This is a genomic window from Alkaliphilus crotonatoxidans (assembly GCF_054658015.1).
Map to the genome: position 1 here is coordinate 1083779 of NZ_BAAHXS010000006.1, position 22407 is coordinate 1106185.

The 22407-nt window shown below is 39.7% G+C and carries 28 protein-coding genes; 1 reads left to right on the forward strand and 27 read right to left on the reverse strand.

What is annotated here, in order from left to right; genetic code table 11:
* Positions 1-48: 48 nt before the first annotated feature.
* The 26 genes from ACYQ1I_RS17235 to ACYQ1I_RS17360 all read right to left on the reverse strand — a co-directional run bounded on the left by ACYQ1I_RS17235 (position 49) and on the right by ACYQ1I_RS17360 (position 20482).
* Complete coding sequence (locus tag ACYQ1I_RS17235; RefSeq protein WP_459767538.1) at positions 49-951, reverse strand: site-2 protease family protein; 903 nt, start codon at positions 949-951, stop codon at positions 49-51.
* A gap of 17 nt (positions 952-968) precedes the next feature.
* Positions 969-1667: a peptidoglycan DD-metalloendopeptidase family protein gene (locus tag ACYQ1I_RS17240; RefSeq protein ID WP_459767540.1), complete on the reverse strand. Its 699-nt coding sequence runs from the start codon at positions 1665-1667 to the stop codon at positions 969-971.
* A 191-nt stretch (positions 1668-1858) separates the two neighbouring features.
* Positions 1859-2266, reverse strand: coding sequence for a methylglyoxal synthase (gene mgsA, locus ACYQ1I_RS17245; RefSeq protein WP_459767541.1), 408 nt, complete (start codon positions 2264-2266; stop codon positions 1859-1861).
* 18 nt (positions 2267-2284) lie between these two features.
* On the reverse strand, positions 2285-2572 hold the full coding sequence (gene minE / locus ACYQ1I_RS17250) for a cell division topological specificity factor MinE (protein ID WP_459767543.1): 288 nt from the start codon (positions 2570-2572) through the stop codon (positions 2285-2287).
* 26 nt (positions 2573-2598) lie between these two features.
* Complete coding sequence (gene minD, locus ACYQ1I_RS17255; RefSeq protein ID WP_459767545.1) at positions 2599-3396, reverse strand: septum site-determining protein MinD; 798 nt, start codon at positions 3394-3396, stop codon at positions 2599-2601.
* Positions 3397-3424: 28 nt separating this feature from the next.
* Positions 3425-4054, reverse strand: a complete 630-nt coding sequence (minC, locus tag ACYQ1I_RS17260; protein WP_459767547.1) for a septum site-determining protein MinC — start codon at positions 4052-4054, stop codon at positions 3425-3427.
* A 136-nt stretch (positions 4055-4190) separates the two neighbouring features.
* Positions 4191-6986: a penicillin-binding transpeptidase domain-containing protein gene (locus tag ACYQ1I_RS17265; RefSeq protein ID WP_459767549.1), complete on the reverse strand. Its 2796-nt coding sequence runs from the start codon at positions 6984-6986 to the stop codon at positions 4191-4193.
* A 14-nt stretch (positions 6987-7000) separates the two neighbouring features.
* Complete coding sequence (gene mreD, locus ACYQ1I_RS17270; protein ID WP_459767551.1) at positions 7001-7498, reverse strand: rod shape-determining protein MreD; 498 nt, start codon at positions 7496-7498, stop codon at positions 7001-7003.
* Between the two features lie 17 nt (positions 7499-7515).
* Positions 7516-8355, reverse strand: coding sequence for a rod shape-determining protein MreC (gene mreC / locus ACYQ1I_RS17275; RefSeq protein ID WP_459767552.1), 840 nt, complete (start codon positions 8353-8355; stop codon positions 7516-7518).
* Positions 8356-8369: 14 nt separating this feature from the next.
* The gene (locus ACYQ1I_RS17280) at positions 8370-9401 is read right to left on the reverse strand and encodes a rod shape-determining protein (protein ID WP_459767554.1); all 1032 of its coding nucleotides are present in this window, start codon (positions 9399-9401) and stop codon (positions 8370-8372) included.
* Between the two features lie 17 nt (positions 9402-9418).
* A complete protein-coding gene (radC, locus tag ACYQ1I_RS17285) occupies positions 9419-10111 on the reverse strand; it encodes a RadC family protein (RefSeq protein WP_459767556.1) in 693 nt (230 codons plus the stop codon).
* Between the two features lie 14 nt (positions 10112-10125).
* Entirely contained in the window at positions 10126-10719 is a 594-nt protein-coding gene (locus tag ACYQ1I_RS17290; protein ID WP_459767558.1) for a Maf family protein, read from the reverse strand.
* Positions 10720-10727: 8 nt separating this feature from the next.
* Entirely contained in the window at positions 10728-10976 is a 249-nt protein-coding gene (locus tag ACYQ1I_RS17295) for a DUF4321 domain-containing protein (protein ID WP_459767560.1), read from the reverse strand.
* A 35-nt stretch (positions 10977-11011) separates the two neighbouring features.
* A complete protein-coding gene (locus tag ACYQ1I_RS17300) occupies positions 11012-11533 on the reverse strand; it encodes a Gx transporter family protein (protein ID WP_459767562.1) in 522 nt (173 codons plus the stop codon).
* Between the two features lie 394 nt (positions 11534-11927).
* Positions 11928-12761, reverse strand: a complete 834-nt coding sequence (locus ACYQ1I_RS17305) for an RnfABCDGE type electron transport complex subunit B (RefSeq protein ID WP_459767563.1) — start codon at positions 12759-12761, stop codon at positions 11928-11930.
* Between the two features lie 13 nt (positions 12762-12774).
* Entirely contained in the window at positions 12775-13356 is a 582-nt protein-coding gene (rsxA, locus tag ACYQ1I_RS17310; protein WP_459767565.1) for an electron transport complex subunit RsxA, read from the reverse strand.
* Positions 13357-13369: 13 nt separating this feature from the next.
* A complete protein-coding gene (gene rsxE, locus ACYQ1I_RS17315; RefSeq protein WP_459767567.1) occupies positions 13370-13972 on the reverse strand; it encodes an electron transport complex subunit RsxE in 603 nt (200 codons plus the stop codon).
* A gap of 18 nt (positions 13973-13990) precedes the next feature.
* Positions 13991-14554, reverse strand: a complete 564-nt coding sequence (locus tag ACYQ1I_RS17320; protein ID WP_459767568.1) for an RnfABCDGE type electron transport complex subunit G — start codon at positions 14552-14554, stop codon at positions 13991-13993.
* Positions 14547-15497 (reverse strand): RnfABCDGE type electron transport complex subunit D, encoded by a 951-nt coding sequence (locus tag ACYQ1I_RS17325; protein WP_459767570.1) that lies wholly within the window; start codon positions 15495-15497, stop codon positions 14547-14549. The genes ACYQ1I_RS17320 and ACYQ1I_RS17325 overlap by 8 nt, the downstream gene beginning before the upstream one ends.
* Before the next feature lie 24 nt (positions 15498-15521).
* On the reverse strand, positions 15522-16847 hold the full coding sequence (gene rsxC, locus ACYQ1I_RS17330) for an electron transport complex subunit RsxC (RefSeq protein WP_459767572.1): 1326 nt from the start codon (positions 16845-16847) through the stop codon (positions 15522-15524).
* Between the two features lie 256 nt (positions 16848-17103).
* Positions 17104-17649, reverse strand: coding sequence for an ATP-binding protein (locus ACYQ1I_RS17335; protein ID WP_459767574.1), 546 nt, complete (start codon positions 17647-17649; stop codon positions 17104-17106).
* A 26-nt stretch (positions 17650-17675) separates the two neighbouring features.
* Positions 17676-18401 (reverse strand): PHP domain-containing protein, encoded by a 726-nt coding sequence (locus tag ACYQ1I_RS17340; RefSeq protein ID WP_459767576.1) that lies wholly within the window; start codon positions 18399-18401, stop codon positions 17676-17678.
* Positions 18398-18736 (reverse strand): DRTGG domain-containing protein, encoded by a 339-nt coding sequence (locus tag ACYQ1I_RS17345; protein ID WP_459767578.1) that lies wholly within the window; start codon positions 18734-18736, stop codon positions 18398-18400. The genes ACYQ1I_RS17340 and ACYQ1I_RS17345 overlap by 4 nt, the downstream gene beginning before the upstream one ends.
* A 39-nt stretch (positions 18737-18775) precedes the next feature.
* Positions 18776-19198, reverse strand: coding sequence for an ATP-binding protein (locus ACYQ1I_RS17350; protein ID WP_459767580.1), 423 nt, complete (start codon positions 19196-19198; stop codon positions 18776-18778).
* A 12-nt stretch (positions 19199-19210) separates the two neighbouring features.
* Complete coding sequence (locus tag ACYQ1I_RS17355; protein ID WP_459767582.1) at positions 19211-19567, reverse strand: DRTGG domain-containing protein; 357 nt, start codon at positions 19565-19567, stop codon at positions 19211-19213.
* Positions 19568-19588: 21 nt separating this feature from the next.
* Entirely contained in the window at positions 19589-20482 is an 894-nt protein-coding gene (locus ACYQ1I_RS17360; protein WP_459767584.1) for a hypothetical protein, read from the reverse strand.
* Positions 20483-20642: 160 nt separating this feature from the next.
* Between ACYQ1I_RS17360 and ACYQ1I_RS17365 the strand changes: the two genes are divergently transcribed.
* A complete protein-coding gene (locus ACYQ1I_RS17365) occupies positions 20643-21182 on the forward strand; it encodes a lytic transglycosylase domain-containing protein (protein ID WP_459767586.1) in 540 nt (179 codons plus the stop codon).
* Between the two features lie 46 nt (positions 21183-21228).
* Here the strand turns inward: ACYQ1I_RS17365 and ACYQ1I_RS17370 are convergent, their stop codons facing one another.
* Positions 21229-22350, reverse strand: a complete 1122-nt coding sequence (locus ACYQ1I_RS17370) for a hypothetical protein (RefSeq protein WP_459767588.1) — start codon at positions 22348-22350, stop codon at positions 21229-21231.
* Positions 22351-22407: the final 57 nt, after the last annotated feature.

Consider the following 22407-nt stretch of genomic DNA (forward strand, 5'->3'; position numbering starts at 1 on the left):
CATTAGACCTCTTATAAGTATATGATAACATAAATAGTTTGAAAATATTTATTGCTGACTTTCTTCTTGATTTTTTGTAATATTTATTAAGGTACCTATGGTCATATGATTGCCATGTCGGCCAAGGGCCTCCAATACCTCGGTTTCTGTCAGGGTGCCTATAAATCTTCCTTCTTTATTGATTACTGAAACAAAGTGATATTTACCGGAACAAAATTCATGAAGCACTTTATTTAGATTAACATTGTCCATTACAGTTAAGTAACGACTATTCATAATACCCCTTTCTTCCAGCTTTGACTTTTTCCTTAAAACATCTTTAAAATACAAGAAAATAACCATTTTTCGCTCTTGGTGGAGGCTAACATACAAAAAGATCGGTAATAATAGCAGGTAAAGATTCTCTATAGCTTCCAGGGTTAATATTAAGCCTTTAAACAATAATAGGATGGTACACGTCTTGCCAATTATAATGGTAATGTTGGTAGCCCTTTTAATGCCCCAATGATAGCTAATTACCCCCCTTAATACCCTGCCCCCGTCTAAGGGCAATATGGGAAGCAGGTTAAAGGCTCCCATAATTAAATTGGCTAGCAAGAATATATTGATAAGATCGCCTTCCAGAGGGAGAATTGCCATTAAAAAATAGCCTATGGCTAACATGATAAAGTTGCTAAGGGGGCCCGCCAAGGCAATTAATATTTCCTTAAGGGGCTCGGCCCCTAAATTTTCTTCTGTTTTTACTACCCCGCCAAAGGGAAACAATTCAATTTCCTGTATTGGTATTTGATAATACTGGGCGACTCTACAATGGGACATCTCATGAATGAATACCAATAGAAAGGTAATTAACAGCTCTTTATAGTAGCCACCCAATATACTCAGGGCTAAAATCGGTATTAACAGCAGGTTTATCTTCACTTTTATGCCCAATAGGGTTATGCTTCTCATTTTTTCAACCACATTCATTATAGCTTTACTTTACCAAAATCCATAAATTGGGTTGGATCCTGAGCTTCCTTACGCTCCCATATTTCAAATAATAGTTTATCTGATGCTTCTGCAATGGCCTGCCCCTTGACCACCTTGCTGTTTATTTCCAATAATGGTTGATTTAAATATTTATAAACTGAAATAAATTCCCCGCGGTGCTTGATAACCATATAGTACCCCAGTGCTTGATTGGAGCTGATCTCCACCACTACCCCCTCTTCACTGGCAAAAACCGGCTCACCAGGGTCGGCTTCAAAAAGAATACCCTTTAAAATTTGTCCGTTAATGGGATTTTCCTCCTGGAATCCAGCCAATACATCGCCATTGATGGGTTGGGAAAAATTAAATCCCAACGAGCCCCCTATTTGTAGCGTTTCTATTACTGCCTCTCCCTTGGTTTTTGCCACCTCACCCCAATTCTTCAGCGTACTTAATCCCTCAGATAAGTGAAAGGGCTTATTAGTTATATATGATATCTCTTCTATCCAACGATTGGTTAAGGTGTTATCTAAATACTTCATGCCAAGAAGGCCAAAAAACAATAGGGTACACGCAATAGCCTGTATTAGTGTCTTTCTAAGCCAATCTTCAATATTAAATTCTAAAAAACGACTTTCCTTTAGATTTTGGTTTCCAAAGAAACCTACAGGTCTATTTTTGTTCGTCAAACTCATTATCTCCCTCTCCTTTGGTGTGCATTTAGTATAATATATTGTTTAAGGGCCTATTTTATTACTGAGAGGGATGATAGAGAAGGCCAACTGTTATATATATCCAATAAAAAAAGCCCCCCAACCTGGATAAGCAAAACGGCACAATACCATTGCTTTAAAGCTAGGGGACTTTGTTAGGGCTTGAAAATTAATCACGATTGATTTTGTTTCATGTATTGTCTCCATTGTAAATCTCCCCGTTCCAAACCCTTAATCAACAATTCTGCTGTTGCGATATTGGTAGCGACAGGTATCATATAAACATCGCATAGACGTATTAAGGCTTGAATATCAGGTTCATGGGGCTGTGCAGTCATGGGATCCCTTAAAAAAATCACCAGATCCATGTTGTTTTTGGCTATTTCGGCACCAATTTGCTGATCACCGCCATAGGGCCCTGATTGAAAGCGGTGAATCTTTAATGAGGTTGCTTCCATAATCCTTTTTCCTGTTGTTCCCGTTGAATAAAGTGTATGTTTTCCCAGCACCCCTTCGTAGGCAGTGGCAAAGCTAACAATTAAATCCTTTTTTTGATCATGGGCGATGAGTGCAATATTCATGACTTCCCCTCCTGCATTTTAGATTGATCGACCTCTATCCTTCATTTTCTTGATTGGAATGTTAGCAACCAAGGCAGGAATGCTACTATCATCATAATCACGCTTTGTCTTGGTGATTTTAATATTAAGGCCATCTTCATCAATTTCCATATAATCGGAAATCACCTTAATAATATCCTCCTTCACCATTTCAAGAAAGTGAGGGGAGCAATTTGTGCGATCGTGAACCAGTACCAATTTCAGTCTCTCCTTAGCAACCTCCTTACTGGTGCCGCTGTCTCTCGAAAACAATTTAAATAAATCCATCTCATCCTCCTCCTTTCATACTCTTTTTATTTACCAAAGCCAAATATCTTTCTCAGTTTAGCGACAAAGCCATCCTCACTTTCCATATTAACAAAGGGAACCTCTTCACCACGAATACGTTTGGTTATATTTCGATAGGCCTGACCTGCAATGGAATTGGGGTCTGTTACCACAGGCTCACCCTTATTGGTGGAAATAACAATTGACTCATCATCCGGTACTACGCCTAATAGATCAATGGCGAGAATATCAATCATGTCATCAATGTTCATCATATCACCCTTTTTTACCATTTCAATTCGAATTCGATTGATGATTAACAGGGGATTTCTGATCTCAGCGGCCTCTAATAAACCGATAATTCGATCTGCATCTCGAACCGCAGAAATTTCTGGTGTGGTGACAACAATTGCCCGATCTGCACCGGCAATAGCGTTTTTAAAGCCCTGTTCAATACCCGCCGGACAATCGATAATGATATAGTCAAACATTTCCTTTAGCTCAATGGTCAGCTTTTGCATTTGCTCTGGTGTCACCGCATTTTTATCTCGGGTTTGGGCCGCCGGCAACAGGTACAGACCATCGTATCGCTTATCTTTAATTAAAGCCTGCTTTATTCTGCAAACACCTTCCACCACATCGACAATATCATATACAATTCTGTTTTCTAACCCCATTACCACATCGAGATTTCTCAAACCAATATCTGCATCTACCACAACGACCTTGTAGCCCAATTGAGCCAGGCCTGTCCCTAAATTGGCTGTGGTAGTGGTTTTACCAACGCCACCCTTTCCAGATGTCACTACAATTACTTCTGACATTATTTAACCCCCTAACCTGTCCTTCTTTTTACTTTTTTGATAAATATGGTTCTATGATGACGATATTATCTCGTACCCGGGCTAATTCCGGCCCCTTGGGCTTCTCATAATTTCCGTCGGGAGATCTGGCAATTAACTCTGCAATCCTAAGCTGCGTGGGATCAAGATAATTGGCAACAACAAAGGCCTCTTGATTTCCGTTGCTGCCGGCATGGGCTATTCCCCTGAGGCTGCCCATTACTACGATATTTCCATGGGCTGTTATTTGAGCTCCCGGATTCACATCTCCCACGATGACAACATTGCCTTCATAATTAATAATTTGACCAGATCGAATGGTACCTTCTATAAACTTGGTTTTTCCTTCATAAATTCCTTCAAAAACCACTTCCCTTTTTGGTATGTCATGGATAGGTCCCTTAACAATTTCCATATTGTATCGATCCTTCATCAGGGTCTCTAATTTTTTCTTTTCATCAGTGGAAAGAATATCACACTGTATATCCAAAATTTTTGCCCCGGTGAAGAAGGATTTGGTTTTTTCTAGTCGTGCAATTAATTCATTTTTAATTGATTCATAGTCATTAAGCTGCTGTTTGATTAAAACATATATGCCATTTTTTGTGCCTTTAAACTCGATTGCATTTCCCTGGGGCATCTGTTTCTACCTCCAACTAAAAATTCCACTACATTACACATTCTATAACATTCTCCATCTATTGTTTAAATCCTTCTTATCAGTTCAAAAAACTTCGGTAATATGCTCCTTCTAATGGCAAAATAACAGACCAACCCTATCGGGTCAGTCTGTTATCTATTATTGCTTCATTGTTGTCATCTGTTAGGTTAAGGCCCATATACTCAGCAACAATTTCCCTAAAGATGGGCGCTCCATACCCTCCGGAACCCCCTTGAAAAATCAGCACCGAAATGGCTATTTCAGGGTTTTCATAGGGTGCAAATCCGGTAAACCAGGCATAGTTATCATAATCTGCTTTAAATTGATCGATATCAGCATTTTTTATTTTTGGATTCAAATCTTTTATTGCCTCACGCATAGCATAGGCATCATCTAAATAGAGCTTATCATCCTTGTTTTCTTCCCTCAGCAGCTCCATTCGCTCATAAACCGCCTGCTCGTTAACGCCAAAGCTCTTCAGATGGCTGAGCATATATTGAACCTCATCCAACGGTGGTATTTTCCCTGATCTTTGGGCAGTCCCGGTTTTAGCCGCTACCTTTATAGGGAAGTTGGTAAAATAATTTCTTGCCGTACCCGTTGTGGTTACTTGATGCATCCCGTAATTCACTTCATTGATATTATTATAGTCATTCATCTCTACCCGTTCAATTAATTCCGGGGGATCTTCCTTTACAACGGAACCGTCATAGCTTTGAATTTTTTGCAGAACACTCACACGGTTACGATAGCCTCCATTGGCAAGAATCGCCATAAAATTTGCCATTTGCAGTGGTGTGTAGGAATGCTCTCCCTGACCGATAGAGAAGTTCATGGTATCGGCTATGCTCCAACTGGCCTGCATAAAATAGTTATATTTAATTACATCGGCAAACAGGTTAACCACATCTGTCTTTATTCCCATTTCCAGCAGACGGTTATAAATCACCCCTCTGGAAGGGTTCTCCTCTGTCCAGCCTATGATTTCTTCTATAATTTCATCAAGCCTTTCCTGAGATGGCGGCTCCACGGTATCATCAAAGCTGGCTACCGTCAACTGCCTTTCTAAATAGCGCTTTAAGAGGGCTTTAATGGTTCTGGTTTTATTCTCAAGGCTAGGTACCCCACCTGATCGTTCCCTGGGCACTTCGATTTCAATGCCGGTTCGATCATTAAGACCGAAACGGTGGCTGTAATCAATAATTTTATGAACATCCATGGGAACAGGTAACCGTCTTTCAATACCATGATCATAGCCAGTACCCAGGGAATAAAAATAAAAGTTATTGGACTGGGCAATAGCCTCATATAGATTTTGCCAGCCCATGGTTCCACTGCCCTGGTTATATAGCCAGTTTCCGAAGGAGTGACCCCCAATTCGAATGGCCCCCTTATCATATATTTCATAATTGGGACTCAGACCCTGCTCCAGGGCTGCAATTCCTACCAGCATTTTAAAGGTAGAGCCAGGCTGTATGGCAGTGCTTAGGGCTATATTTAACTGGGGTCTGGGCGCCAGAGGGTCACGATCATTTTCTGGCAACAGCTTATTCCAGTCTTCAAGGCTGATTCCGGTGGCAAAAAGATTAGGATCATAGGCAGGATAATTGGCCAGGGCCAAAATTTCACCTGTTTTAACATCCATCACCACTACCGATCCCGATGTGGCATTTTTCATAGGTCCTTTACTGCCTGACAGCCTATTGCTGCCCCACTGGGTTGTATAGGTTCCTCCCACCTGTATGGTTTCCAAAACCTCTTTTAATACTTCCTGGGCCTTCTTCTGAAGGTTCATATCGATGGTCAGATAATGGGTATCCCCTGGAACAGGCTCCTCCCTTTCCACTACACTGATGGGTCGTCCCCTGGAATCAACAATCACTTTCTGTGAACCGTCGGTTCCCTTCAGGGTTTCCTCAAAGCTATGTTCTATTCCAGTTTTTCCAATAATATCACTGGGATTATAGCCCAATTCCTTAATGAAATAGTCTATTTCATTTTGCTGTGATATTTTTCCCAGGGTTCCTAAAATGTGGGCAGCAGTTTCTCCCTCTGGATAATACCGTATTGGCTCCACTGAAACATTGACCCCAGGCAAATCCAGTATATTTTCTTCAATTTGAATTACCGTTTGTTCAGCTACATCGTGGGCAATTCTAATGGGCTGAAACTGTAAATAACCGGATTTATTTAATTGCTCCCGAATAATCATGATTCTATGGGCTTCTTCTACGGAATAGGTTTCGGGAATTTTATAATATTTTTCTCTAGCATGATGAAATGCCTCTTCGGCTGTAATTTCAAAATCTGTGATACGGTGAGTCGTCAGCCAGCTTTCCTTCTTCATCTGATCTGTATACTTCCAGGTTAGAATTGATACCGGAACTGAGGACATATGCTGCAGAAGCTGCTGCTGGGCCTCGGCAGGGTCTTCTGCTTCAATTCCATAGCGTTCAAAAAGTATTTCATAGGTTTCTGCTCCAGTGGCCTCCAAGGGAATGTTATTATTAATCTTCCATTTTTCTATCTCTAAATCGTATGTAAAGTAGTAATTTCCATTTTCATCAATTTTAATTGGAAACTCATCGACATAGGCATCTCCATTTTGAATAAAGATATCCATCAGTTTCAGAGCTACCTCGTTAATCTCACTGTCTACAATCTCATTCTTTATGATTTGGACAGTGAAGCTAGGCCTATTGCCGGCCAGCAGGCGGCCATATCGATCTCTGATTTCTCCTCGGGCTGCAGTTAAGGGAATGCTTTTTAAGATTCTATTCTCTGCCTCTTCCCTGTAGCTTTCCCCATCTACTATCATGATAGAGGCAAGCCTAAAGATAATTACACTAAAGACCAGCATAAAGGCTATAAAGGTTACCGTATAGCGATCTTTTAATTTTTTTATCCACATATTTCCCCCCCCATTCAATAGCGTTTTTTCATCAGCTTTGATTGATATAATTTTGATACATAAATATATACAAAAATAGAGACAATAGAATTATAGAGTACTTCTACCATCAGCATTTTTTTAAAAAAACTTAAAAGCTCAAATTTATATCCCATAAAGAAAAGTAAAAGCAGGTTAATACTTTCATAAAACACTGTTGATACAGCGGTTAAGGAAAAAGGAATTAACAGATTATCTTTAAAGACATTTTTATTTAAGAGCCCTACTCCATAGCCTGTCAGCATATATACCAGGGCATTTAATCCAATCATTCTTCCAAAAATGATATCCTGCAGCAGGCCTACCACAAAGCCGATCCCTGCGCCCTTTATCTTCCCGTTATATACAGCTAAAGAAATAACCAAAATCAAAGCTGTATTAGGAACGACTCCATAAATCTCAAAGTACTGGAAAAGTGTAGATTGCAATATTAAATTAAGCAGCACAATCATACTGATAACAAAAGCCTTCACTGTATTTTCCCCTTTATTTATTCATCAACAGACTTTGGTGTCATGACCAAGACTCTGCTCATACGATTAAAGTTTACTGCCGGTGCCACCTTGACTGTTTTTAGTAATTGATCATTGGTCTTTCCAACCTCCACCACCTCTCCGATGGGGATTCCCTTGGGGTAATTTCCAAGACCAGAGGTAATGAGCTTATCTCCTACCACCACTTCAGCCAAGGGGTCAAAAAGATAACCAGAAACTTCAAAATCAATACTGCCGCTTAAAATTCCTTGGGAATTGGCATCACGCAAGACCTGAAAACTAACGGAACTGTTGTTGTCTATAATCGAAATCACCTTTGACCAGCTGCCTCCAGCTTCATAAACTTTTCCCACCAGGCCATTTGAAGATAAAATAATGCTGTCAACAGTCACTCCCTGATTTTCACCTACATTAATGGTGAAAATATTGAACCAACTATCGGGGGTCTTGGCAATCACATCGGCAGTGATTATATCCATAGGGGTATCCTCTTCATGGTAATTTAATGCATACCTTAAATCTCTCAATTCTTCCAGTTCATCTCTCTCAAGGCGATATTCAATTACCTCCTGTTGAAGGGTCTCTATTTGTTGAAGCAGCGCTTCGTTTTCTCTTTTAATTTGCCCCATACTAAATACAGACCGAAACCCTTCACTGATTTTGCCGGCTCCAGTATTAACAACGTTTTGTACTGGTGATATGATATTGCCAATCCATTTTTCTACTGCCGTAATATTTTGTCTTTGCCCTGCTGTTATACCCATAACAATAATGAGAATGATAGCAACAGCAGCCACTATCATTGCCGACCGATCCTTCGAGTCTCTTCTAGCCACTTAACTCACCAACTTTACCCTAATTTCTTTGGTGTGATTAATACTCTTTTTAATGTGTCTAATTCTTCAATTGTTTTTCCCGTACCTAACACAACGCAATCCAGTGGCTCCTCTGCTATTCTGACAGGCATCCCTGTTTCATTCTTGACAAGACTGTCCAAGCCATCCAACAGGGCTCCTCCACCAGTAAGCATAATTCCTATTTCCATGATATCTGCCGCCAGCTCAGGTGGGGTCTTTTCAAGGGTATATTTGATAGCATCAATAATTTGGCTGACCGGCTCCTTTAAAGCATCTAAAATTTCTGCCGATGTAATTTCTAAAGTTTTAGGCAGACCTGTCACCAAATCCCTACCACGAATATTCATTTTTTCTTCCTTTGCTTTGGGAAAGGCAGATCCGATTGTAATTTTTACCTCTTCAGCAGTTCTTTCCCCAATCATTAAATTATACTCTCGCTTAATGTAATTCATAATCGATTCATCCAGCTCATCGCCCCCCACTCGGATTGACTTGGCTGTTACGATTCCCCCCAGGGATATGATGGCCACTTCGGTGGTACCGCCACCCACATCAACTACCATGCTTCCGGTGGGCTCCTCAACAGGTAAACCTGCTCCAATGGCCGCAGCCATAGGTTCTTCAATCAAGTAAGCCTCCCTGGCCCCTGCCTGGTAAGCAGCCTCCTCGACAGCTCGTTTTTCCACCTCAGTAACCCCCGACGGCACACATACCACTACCCGGGGCTGAACCAAAGTACGCTTGCCATAGGCCTTTCTAATGAAATATTTAAGCATGCTTTGGGTTACGTCAAAATCTGCAATGACCCCATCCTTCATGGGTCGAATGGCAACTATGTTTCCTGGGGTTCTACCGATCATTTTTTTGGCCTCTTCCCCCACTGCCAAAACTGTTTTTGTATCATTTTGAATGGCCACAACAGAGGGTTCCCTCAAAACAACCCCCCTACCATTTACATACACCAGTGTATTTGCAGTACCTAAATCTATTCCCATATCCTTTGAAAAGAAATTTAAAAGTCCCATTCATTCTGCTCCTTCCTCTACATTAAGCTTTTTTCCTTTAAACTAATATAAGTACCATTTCCAATAATTACATGATCTAAGACTGATATTCCAATTAATTGACCAGCCTCCTGAAGCCGTCTGGTGATATTAATATCCTCTTGACTGGGAGTGGGATCGCCACTAGGATGGTTGTGAACCAAAATAATGGCAGAGCTGGTTCGTTTAATGGCCCTGACAAATACCTCCCTTGGATGTACAATGGAGGCATTTAAGCTGCCAATAGAAATATTTTCAACAGAAATAACTTCGTTTTTGGTATTTAACAATATAATATTAAAATACTCCTTCGTTAAGTACCTCATATCCTCCATCAGCAGTTTTCCTACATCATCTGGAGTCTTTATTCTATAATTATTTGCCTTTGAAGCTAATGCTATACGCTTTCCAAGCTCAACAGCGGCAATTAATTGGGAGGCCTTGGCCAATCCTATTCCTCGGATTACGCATAGCTCCTCAACTGTACAATCTGTTAGAAATCTCAGTCCGTCTGTCCTGTGACATAATATCCTTTCAGCAAGGGCAATGGCAGATTCGTTCCTTGTTCCTGTAGATAACAATATGGCCAGCAGCTCTGCATTGGAAAGCTTCCTGGTACCACTACTTAACAGTTTTTCCCTGGGACGTTCCTCCTGAGGTAACATCTTAATTGTGGTCATTTCCTTTGTCATCCTTTGAACCTCCACTATTTTCGAAAATCAGTCAATAGGCTTTTATGAAAATGGTGATTTAGCATTTCTTCTATTTTGAAAAGAGGTAGACCAACTACATTGTAGTAATCACCTATTATTTTCTCAACAAATAAAGCAGCCCGCCCCTGAATACCATAGGCACCAGCCTTATCCATGGGCTCACCGCTGTCGATATAGTCCTTAATCGTTGCTTCATTAAGTTTTTTAAAAAACACCTCAGTGGTAGCAGCGGCTGTAACTTCCTTTCCACCGGGCCAGTCAATCATGGCTATGGCGGTAATGACCTCATGCTTCTCACCAGATAATAACCGTAGCATATCCAAAGCAATGGTTTCATTTTTGGGTTTTCCCATAATTCCTTCCTTAAAAACGATGGTATCGGCAGCCAATATAATTGCCTCTTGGTTTAGTAAAGGCAGCAATGCCCTGGCTTTTTGAACCGCATTGCCAACAGCCAACTGAACAGGATCTATATTACTGGTCATGTCTTCCTGGGTTTCCCTAACCATTACCTCAAAAGCAATTCCCAGGTTCTCCAACAATTCCTTTCTTCTTGGAGATTGGGAAGCTAAAACTAACTTTGTCATTTCTTCACCTACAATCTGTTAAAAATTAAAATTGCCAATAATAGCCCAATTAAGCTAGATAGATTAATTTCAATCAGCAGCGATAAATTAAAATATATAACACCTAGATTTACTTCAAATTGATTTAAGCCCAGGGGGCCAGGGCCATAGGACAACAATGGGATTGTCTTTCCCAAAGAGGTACCAATTAAACTCCCCAATACAACACCAGTAATCAATAATAAAATTAGTAACCAAGGATTACGGTATCTGCTCATAAATAGACTTCCCCCTTATTGCTTATATATTGATATTAAATTCCCATAATTTGAGTAAAATGGGCTTTGGTTTTGGACATGGTGAAGTTGGCAGTAATTCCGATAAAAATTCCGGTTATGATACTTGCCAGCATCATAAAGGGTAAATAGGAAAAAATACGAACATTGCTAATCATGGCACTGGCCACAGTCATCTGGGCGATATTATGGCCCAGGGCACCAAATATACTGACACCTACTAAACTAAAGGTCTTGTTAAAATATCGAAAAACAAGATACATTAAAAGGGTACTAACCAATGCCCCTGACATACTGTATATCATTGAAGTAACTGCTCCGGTGGCAAGGGTACCTAAAAAACACCTTAATAAATTGACTCCCAGTGCATATTTCAATCCAAACAATACCAGGGTTATTAACCCAATAATATTAGCCAGTCCCAGCTTGGCTCCAGGAGCCATGCCAACAAAGGGATTCGGAATAAAGGATTCTATAATATGCATAGCTAACCCAAGGGAGGTTAACATTGCCAGTTGGGTAATCTTTTTAATGTTCATGATAATCACTCTCTCTAGTTTGTTAGTTTTCGTACTAACTTCTATTTTAACACATGTTTTAAAAATAACATAAAGTATCTTCAAGATTTAAGAAAATTTCCTGTCCATTCTACAGTTTTCGATACAAATTTATTCTTTAGGGGGATTAAAAGACTGGAAATACATTGAAATTTATTATCAGGCTTTATTTCTTTTCTTACCTGAAATTTCTTGAATTGAACAGGGAATCATTAAAAGTTTATCATTATTATTTTCAACTTACAAGGGGTAATTATCAACTATTGCCATCCAATTTTTGTGGGAATGGATAAATCTGCTGTTTCGACAAAAAAAGAAAAAAGAGCTTCTATTTTGAAACTCTTTTTTCTTATGACAGTACCTTAAGAAATGGACTTTACATGGCATCTCTTTGGTCAATATTTCTTCTTTCAAAATTTCCTTCAATGGCCTTTGTAGGACATTTCTCAACACATACAAAGCAGTTGGTACATTTTTCATAGTTAATGAAGGCCAGGTTGTTTTCAAAGTCGATTGCCTCATGGGGGCAATTTTTCACACAAATTTTGCATGCGATACAGCCTACGCTGCATTTTTGTCTGACTTCTTTACCTGTTTCTTTGTTATTGCAGGTAATAACGACATCCTGTTCATAGGGCACCATATCGATTACATCCTTGGGGCATGCCTCAATACATTTACCACAGGCCGTACATTTTTCAGGAATGATTTTCGCAATCCTTCCATCTACAATTTCGATGGCATCAAATTGACAAGCCTTTACACAGGTACCATAGCCTAAACAACCATATTGACAGGATTTGCTTCCACCAGCAATCATTGTGGCAGCAACACAATCCCTAATTCCCTCATATTCAAACTTTTCCTTACACTTAGTGGTATCTCCGTTACAGATTACCTTTGCTACCTTTTTAACTTCTTCCTTGGCCTCTACCCCCATAATTTCGGCCACAGCAGCGGCACAAGAGGCTCCGCCTACAGGGCAACCATTGGTAGGTGCCTTTCCCTCTGCAACAGCCTTGGCAAAGCTATCACAACCAGGATAACCACAGCCCCCGCAATTGGCCCCAGGAAGCACATCACGAATTGCCATAAATTTTGGATCAACCTCTATGGCAAATTTTTGAGAAGCATAGGCAAGTCCTGCGCCAAATAAAAGGCCCAGACCACCTAAGCTTAAAACCGGATAAAGTACAACTTCTAAGTTCATTATGACCACTCCTTTACACCAAACCGGCAAAGCCCATAAAGGCTAATGACATCAGGCTGGCAGTAATCAAAGCTATTGGAAATCCTTTAAATACCTCTGGTACATCAAATAGCTCCAGTCTTTCTCTTATAGCTGCAAAAAGAATAATTGCCAGAGAAAATCCAATGGCGGCACCAATACCGCTGATTAATACCTCTATGAAATTATATTCCATTTGAATATTAATTAATGCAACCCCAAGAACAGCGCAATTGGTTGTAATCAAAGGCAGATAAACTCCCAATGATTGGTATAGCGTAGGACTGGTTTTTTCAATAACCATTTCAACTAATTGCACTAAAGCTGCAATTACCAAAATAAAGGCAATAGTTTGCAGATAAACCAAATTTAAGGGCACCAGCATTAAATTATAAACAAGATAAGTGATCATAGAGGCCAGAGCCATAACAAAGGTTACCGCCATACCCATTCCGAAGGCGGTTTCAACCTGTTTTGAAACCCCTAAAAAAGGACATATTCCTAAAAATCTTGATAAAACAAAGTTATTAACTAAAATTGAACTGACCAATAGAATAAATATTGAAGAAACTGACAAATCCTACACCTCCTTATAGCTCATTTAATTTTTTTGCAGTCATTCTGTTATATAATGCCAATAACAGCCCCAATGCAAGGAATGCACCAGGAGCTTGGGTCATAAACCTTGCTGGCTCATAGAAGCTTGGCATAACAGCTGCACCAAAAATTGTTCCTGCTCCTAAAAGCTCACGAATAATTCCTAAAATAGTTAAGGCCAGGGCAAAGCCTAATCCCATGCCGACACCATCTACTATTGACGATACGGCTGAGCTCTTGGAAGCAAAGGCTTCAGCCCTTGCAAGGATTAAGCAGTTAACAACAATCAATGGTATAAAAATACCCAGGGCCTGATCCAGAGCTGGCATGAAGGCCTTAAGCATCATTCCTACCATGGTTACAAAGGTTGCAATTACTACAACAAAAGCAGGAATTCTAATTTTACTGGGTATAAAGTTTTTAATTAACGAGATAACGGCATTAGAGCCAATTAAAACAGCCGTTGTTGCTAAGCCCATCCCCAAACCGTTCATGGCAGAGTTGGTTACCGCAAGGGTTGGACACATTCCTAATAGCTGAACAAACGTAGGGTTATCATAAACAATTCCCTTGGAAAATATACGACCTAAACTCATACTTTCACCTCCAATAATCTATCGATTCTTCAATGTACTTTCAAAAAGCTCTGTGGCACTGTTTACGCCATCGGTAACAGCCCTACTGGAAACAGTTGCTCCAGAAATTGCCTGAATATCTTCGTCCTTGGCAGGCTGATCCTTGGTAACATTGAACTGATTTGCAGTACCTTTGCCTACGTATTGATTAACAAAGGAAGCATCGGTGATTTTAGAGCCTAAACCCGGAGTTTCAGAATGCTCGGCAATTTTCACCCCAACAATTTCACCATCGATAGACATACCAATTAGGATAACCACGTTACCACCGTATCCATTTTGCTCTGTTTTTACAGTGTAGCCGACCACGGTACCATCCTTCGAGCCTTCATATACTTCTACAACACCTGCAGTGGCATCGACATCCTCTACTCGGTTAAACTCTGATGCCTCAGGCAACAGGGCTCTGATTGATTCAATGTTTTCTTGTTCTAATCTTTCTTGAATAATCGCCTGGGTTACATCATTGGTTATTCCTAAAACAAATGCGGCGATGGAAGTAATGATTAATAGGATTAGTCCCATTTTAATTATATCACGCATTTTGCTTCACCTCCCCAAACACTCTAGGGCTAGTATATTTTTCAATTAACGGTGCTGCAATGTTCATTAATAGAATTGAAAAGCCTACACCCTCTGGGTAAGAACCGAAAATACGAATTACACTGGTTAAAATACCACAGCCCAGGGCAAAAATCATTCTGCCACGCTTAGTGACTGGTGAAGAGGCATAGTCGGTTGCCATAAAAATAGCCCCCAGCATTAAACCACCAGAAAAAATATGATATAACATATAGTTTACGTCAAATCCGCCATTAATGAAAGTTAAAACGGCCACAGTAGAGATGTAAATTACTGGGATTTCAATAGCGATTACTCCCCTGTAAATTAAATACAGGCCGCCTAAAATCAGAAGGATTGCAGAGGTTTCACCAATACAGCCTCCGATATTTCCTATAATGGTGTCAAATAATTGGGGAGCGTTACCGGGTACCGCAGTGACTCCTTTGACATAGCTTAAAGGGGTCGCTGTTGAAACTGCATCGACACCGGGCTTTACCCACCCCGTCATTAGATCAGTCCAGGAAATTGTCATCATAATTCTAGCAGCCAGGGCAGGATTCATGAAGTTTTGCCCCAAACCTCCGAATAATTGTTTAACAATAATAATAGCAAAGGCTGAACCTACAACAGGAATCCACCAGGGTGCTGAAGCAGGAATGTTTAAAGCAACCAATAATCCTGTTACAACTGCACTCATGTCAGAAATAGTGCTGGGTCTGTTTCTAATTTTTTGAATGCCCCACTCCGAGGCTATCGCAGTGATTACGGCTAAAGCAATAATCAATGCTGCATTTAATCTAAAGAAGTATACTGCTCCTACAACCGCAGGTAACAATGCAATTACAACGTCCAGCATAATTTTAGAGGTTGTATTTTCAGAACGTATATGCGGAGAAGAAGATACAATTAATTTTTCTTCCATTATTTCCTTTCCCTCCCATCAAACTTAAGCTTGCTTTCTTTTTTTAGCTATGATACTGCGTTTTGCAACTCGAATCGACTGTAATAATTGTATTTTTGCAGGACATACATAGGAACAGGAGCCACATTCAATACAATCCAGGGCCCTATATTTTTCCGCATGCTCCATCATATTGTTTCGTGAATAATTACTAATATGCAAAGGCTGTATGAAGGCAGGGCAAACTTCTACACACTTTCCACATCGAATACAGGGTCCTTCTTCCGGCAGTTTTGCTTCTTCCTCAGTAAATACCAGGATTCCTGAGCTACCCTTTGATATGACCACCTCTTCAGAATGCTGAGCCAGTCCCATCATTGGTCCACCTGAAATAATTTTACCTGGTTTACCTTCGTATCCACCGCATTGTTCAATTACTTCCTTAATTGAAACACCAATTTTGATCTTCAAATTTTTAGGTGTTTTAATTCCTTTGCCTGCTACGGTGGTGATTCTTTCAATTAAAGGCATACCCGTTTTAATGGCAATTGCCACCTGTGCAGCAGTTCCAACATTGTTAACGATTACACCGGCATCCATTGGTAATCCCCCAGAGGGAACCTCACGACTTGTACAGGCAACAATCAATTGCTTTTCAGCCCCTTGGGGATATTTGGTCTGTAAAGTTACAACTTCAATGTTACTAAACTTTTCGGCAGCCTTCTTCATTACTTCAATGGCATCAGGCTTATTTGACTCAATACCAATAAAGCCTTTATCAACACCAACAGCCTTCATCATGGCCCTTAGTCCATCAATAACAAGTTCAGGTGTTTCAAGCATTAATCGATGATCAGCGGTTAAATAGGGCTCACATTCGGCACCATTTAAGATAATAGTGTCAATTTTCTTATCAGGGGGAGGCGATAGCTTTACATGGGTTGGAAAGGTTGCACCACCCATACCAACAATGCCTGCTTCCTTAATAATTTCAATAATTTCCTTAGGTTGAAGCTTTTCAATTTCACCCTTAGGCTTTACGGAGGGATGTACCTCTTCTTCTCCGTCAGATTCAATTACAATAGAAAGAACTTCATTTCCACCAACTGCAGGCTTTGACACAATGGCCTTTACAGTTCCCGAAACACTTGAATGGACAGGTGCAGAAACAAAGCCCTTTGCTTCTCCAATTTTTTCTCCAACCAATACTCTGTCACCAACCTTAACCAACGCCTCAGCCGGTGCTCCGATATGCTGCTGGAGCGGAATTGTAACAACACTCGGCTTAATTGCCTGCTCAATTGCCAAGTGTTCTGTTGATTCCTTATACTCAGGTGGATGAATACCTGCTTTAAAGGTTAAATACTTCATTGTTATTTCACCCCTTACATAAAATTTAATTTTGTCAATTTGTTAACTATACCTTTATTCTACATAAAAATACAAGTTCCTTCATTATAATTAGAAAAGTACACAAGCAAAATACTGTATACCGTATATTGCCAGCATATTCCAACTACTGTAAAAGACCTGTGTTTGTAGAATTTTTAGAATGTTAATGAATTATTCTTTATTAATTAACATTCTAGAATAAAATTGTATATCAAATATTATATTATTATAAAATCTAATTTTTCACAAGTTCTTTTAGTCCTTCTTCAATATATTCTTTTATCCACAAAACCACTTCTACCTCGCTGATTGAAATATCTTGGAGCCTTTTTTTAATTTCTATTGTACTAAAAAAAAATTTATTTTCATTGTAGAAATGCTCATAAATATAGTCAATGGAATCATTTGCTAAAATTAAAGTCGTTAAGGTCTCCGCCATATTTCCCAGGGGAACCCGGTCTATATGACTATGTTGAAAGGTAGCTTCAACAATTGTACCCTGCCCCGGATTAGAGCTGATTCTCATCTGTCCGTTACATTCCTCTGCAGCCCTTTTAAAAAAAGGAAGCCCCAATCCCACCCTCCGAGTTGTCCTTGTGGTGGTAAAGGGGTCCAATACCTTATCTAAAAAATCTTCTTCCATACCGTAGCCATTATCTTCAATGGTAATATGTAAACGATCGGTTTTTAAATTTTCTACGATCGTAATTTTAATTTGAGTTGCCTTGGCACGAATCCCATTTTCTGCAATATCTAATATATGTAGTGACAATTCTTTCATCTAGCAAATCACCTCAATCCTCTTTTTCAATAGTAACCCCTCTGCTGCGCCAGCCCCATTAAAACAGCGCTACTGGTTTTTTCCTTCACTTCTATATAGTGTTCCCTTTCAGAAATGCTGCCTAACTGATGTGCATCGGAATTATAAATTTTGAAATAGCCCTTAAGATAAGAATGTCTCTTTTCCAATTCCTCATACTGGCAATTTGAGGTTATTTCCACCGTCTTCAGAGCTAAATCAGGGGGAATAAAGCCGAGGCTGGTCAAAATACTATAGGCCTCCCGGTTAATATGGGCAGGAATTGGCACTCCTTTAAAGGCCCTTATGGCCTTTATCGTATCTTCAATGGAAAGTTGAAGTGCACTTAACAAGAGGTGTTCTTTTTGGTCAATGATATTATCCATATCATCATAAATTAACTGTTTCCCAAAAATTTCATGGTGATTTTTTATTTTAGGTAGTGCCTCATCAATTACCTGCTGAAAGTTGAAAGCATCCATGACCCTTGGAAACAACCCCAATATATGTACCTCTTCCCTTGTTGTTACCTCAACCCCAGGAATCATTAATAAACCCTGCTTTTTCGCTACCCTGTTAAAAGAGGCTAAATTTCCTGTGGCATTATGATCTGTAATAGCAATTACATCTAAGCCCTTGAGTCTGGCCATGGTCACCACATTATTGGGCGTCATGTCATCGTCACTACAGGGTGATAAACCACTATGAATATGGAGGTCATAGGCCAGCTTCATTGTACATCTTCCAATTCCCCAATTTTTTTGATCAATTGATAAGCATTTAAAGGACTTCTTAATAACGGAATCTGTTCTTCGTTTGCCTTTTCGATTGTATTATCGTCCACCTTGGCATTTTCGGGTATTAAGATACAGGCAGCCTCTCCCAGCAATGCCACAGCTACAATATTGATATGGGTTTGTATGGTGATCCAGCAATTTCCTTTCTCTAACTTTGACATGACCCAACTTAACAGATCACAAACATATACACCCTTCATTTCAGAGTTTAACCCTTGTTGACCTGCAAGTACCTCCAGACCTAAGGCCTCTACCAACTCACTGACAAGCATCAAAACTCCTCCCTTTCCCCTTTAGTTTAGAAAAACCCCTTACTTAATATAGAAGGTAATGGTGATTTCTGTTGGTCGTCCCAGGGCAGATTCAATATGAAACTCATCGGCGCATCGCTTCATATTGGGCAATCCCATTCCAGCCCCGAAACCCAGCTCCCGAATCTCCCGGGAGGCCGTTGAATAGCCTTCCTTCATGGCAATTTCTATATTTTCAATTCCCGGCCCTAAATCCTTGGCGGTAATCACAAGCTTCTCTGGTATGATGGACAGGGTAATTTGTCCCCCTTCTGAATGGATAACGATATTCATCTCTGCCTCATAGGTGGCCACAGCAACCCGCCTGATAATACTGTCCGGGATTCCCAATTGCCTCAAAACCTTTTTAATGCCGCTTGAGGCTTCTCCTGCCTTTGAGAAATCATGCTTGGCTACTTCATAGCTTAATAAAATATCCCCCACGCTCCTCTTTATCTATTTTTGTGCAATTTCAGCCCCCATTAAGCCATTTTGAAATAGGATTCCGCAGCTTGTATATAAAATATGCTTGGTGCAAATTAATACAATCTTATTTTCCTGGGCCAGCTTAATCGTCTCTTCATCGGGCATTTTACCTCTGACAAAAACAATTGCATTAATATCCATCATTTCTGCCGTACGAATTGTATGGGGATTAACCAGCCCTGTTAACAAAAGCGTTTTATTTTCCACAAAAGCCAATACATCACTCATCAAATCACAGGCAAAAACCGTCTTAATCTCTCTATCCAGGAATTCCGAACCAGTTATCACCTCTGCTTCTAATAGCTCTTGAATTTCCTTTAAATTCATTCTATCCCTCCATTAAATTCGTCATTTGATTACCTCTACAATCCGAAATAGACTATCAAGGTATAGGCTATGAAGCTTGTGAAGATTTTCACTGTTATTTTCATCTATTAGCTCTAGGGAACGATTAATATTACTTTCTTGGTAATGTACCATTTTCTCCAGGGCATCACCCTTCGCAAAGCTAGCAGGTAATGACCCACTATTGAGTATATCTGTTATTTCAGCCAATATTTCATGTTGTTTTTTTAACAATTCGCTATATTGATTCAAATCTCCTTCTTTTTCGAAAAAATTATACCATTCTGCCCCCTGGCTATCCATAATATCAATGGTATTATTTATATTTACAATCAATTGAGGGATTTTGCCATCCTCCTTTTCACTAAAGGAAACAACCGTTTTGGGCAATAAAACTTCATTAATATAGGCATCTGGATATAACGACCTTACGTGCTCCAATTCACCTTCAATCTGATCTCTGCGGGTAGCTCCCATGACAAATACCTTGTAGCTGTTATCCATTTGGTATACTAAATAGGGTAGCTTGTTTTCATTAAGCTGATTAATCATTGCATCAATATTGGTTGTATCGCCTAAACTGGCAATTTGAATGACATAGACTGAAAGGGGCTTTATTTCTGCCTCCATTACATTTTCCTGACCAGATACCTCCTCGGATGATTTTTCTTCTTCTGACGAATTACCATTGGATTCCTCTTTTGATTCCAATTCCTCCTGATCCATTACAAAATCATAATCGAGATCGTCGGAATTTAAAACTGGTGACACCCATCTTTCTGTAATTCTTAAGCCTACATAGATGGCAGTGGCAGGAATAATCATACCAATAAAAAGCAACAGCAATAAATTAATTCGGCGATTTTTTTTCTTTACCATTCTACGAACCGGTCTCAAATCAATCCCTCCATTCTAAAGCGAATATACGGCTCCACCCAAAAGCCCAGAAATAACTAAGACTTTTACACCATATTTTTTAGAAAAGTTGTCTACAGGTCATATTATATATATAATAGTAATTAGAAAAATTATTCCTTCGATTGGGAGGTAGCATCGGATGAAGAACTTAATCCAGAATATTTTTTATGAAAAAATTAGTGAAATTCAAAGTCGTATACCAATAAAATTAAATATTCCCATGCCTAATCAAAAAAACTTTCAAGAGGTATTAAATACCTATTCCAGTGAAGAATCAACCCCTTCATCAGCCTATGATTCTATGATAATGAATGCCGCCAGAAGATACCAGGTTTCTGCCAACTTAGTTAAGGCTGTTATGAAGGCTGAATCAGGATTCAATCCCACTGCCCTTTCCAGCGCTGGGGCCCAGGGATTAATGCAGCTTATGCCTGAAACCGCCGCAGCCCTGGGGGTTAATAATCCCTGGGATCCCCAGGAAAATATCAATGGGGGGGCCAGGTATCTTAAGCAAATGCTGGATCGCTATAATGGTGATCTATCGTTGGCCTTGGCCGCCTATAATGCTGGTCCTGGCAATGTTGACGGTTATGGGGGCATCCCCCCATTTAAGGAAACCCAAAGCTATGTGGCCCGGGTACTGCGTTATTTTCAGGAATTTAATACATCTCAAAAATAAGAAAGAGGTCTGGTTATTCCCCCAGGGGAAATAGTCAGACCTCTTTTTATTTTATCGGTAAAAATGTAAAGCTTTCCTTGTTCCAGTCGATTGTCTTTGGGTAAATAATAGGATCTGATTCCATCAACCGGCCATTACCTAAGTTGTACCGGTTAATTTTCATCAGTTTTTTTTCATCCATCAAAGCAACATAAAGTTCTCCCTCGTTGGTGTATAGATCCCTAATGCTGCCTTGAAATTGATCAAGCTCATAAATATCTAACAGCTTATATTCGTCATCCAATACCCTAACTGAGCCAAATAAATCCACCAGATAGAGCTTTCCATTGAAGGCATGAATATGAATTACGATAAAATCCTCCAGGGTTAATTCCTTTTTTATCTCCCCCTGGGAATAGACAGCCAAGTGGGATCTCCCGGTGGGAATTGCCTCTTCATTTAATTCGGGTCTGAACAAAATGACTTCATTATTAGACAATACCAGGGGACGATCAGGCTCACCCTCATATTTACTGTCCAGTAAAATATCGCTGATTATTTCTTGACTATATACATCAATCTCTAAAATACCTGATTTTCTAAAGAAATCATTGTCATCCCGTTTATTTAAGTCTAAGTATTGTAAATAGATGATTCCGCCTGAATAAACGGCTGAGCAAAGGATTTTATCATAAAAGGTTATATTATGATAACCACCTTCACTTTCTTCTTTATATAGAAGTTCTGAGATATACCCTTCATCAGAAAAGCCCACATTCATTCCGGTGAGTATATAGCCGTTATTCTCTGATGCAAACAGTACCCCCACATAGGAATCGCCATATCTTTCTTCTAAAAAGGAGAACTCCTGTAATCGATTATTCTCTATTACAAAATGAGTATTTTTTTGTCTGGAAAAGAACATGAGAGCTTCACCTATCCTAAGGGAGTTGACAATAACAATGGAACGATTGACTGGATGCTCGTTAACAGTACCATCCTGATATAAAACAGAAAAGGAATTAATGGATTCTTCCCTTAAACCTGTGCTAAAGGCAAAAAGGTATTTTCCATTTTCAGTCTTGATAAAATTCTCATCTGTTTCTCTACGGGTACAGCCTACATTAATAATCAAGAGACAAAATAGTATTATTAGACACAAGATTTGAATATTATTTCTCTGTTTCATCCTCTTCACCCCAGGAGTTTAATTGATAAGTGCGGCAAAATCACCGCACTTATCAAG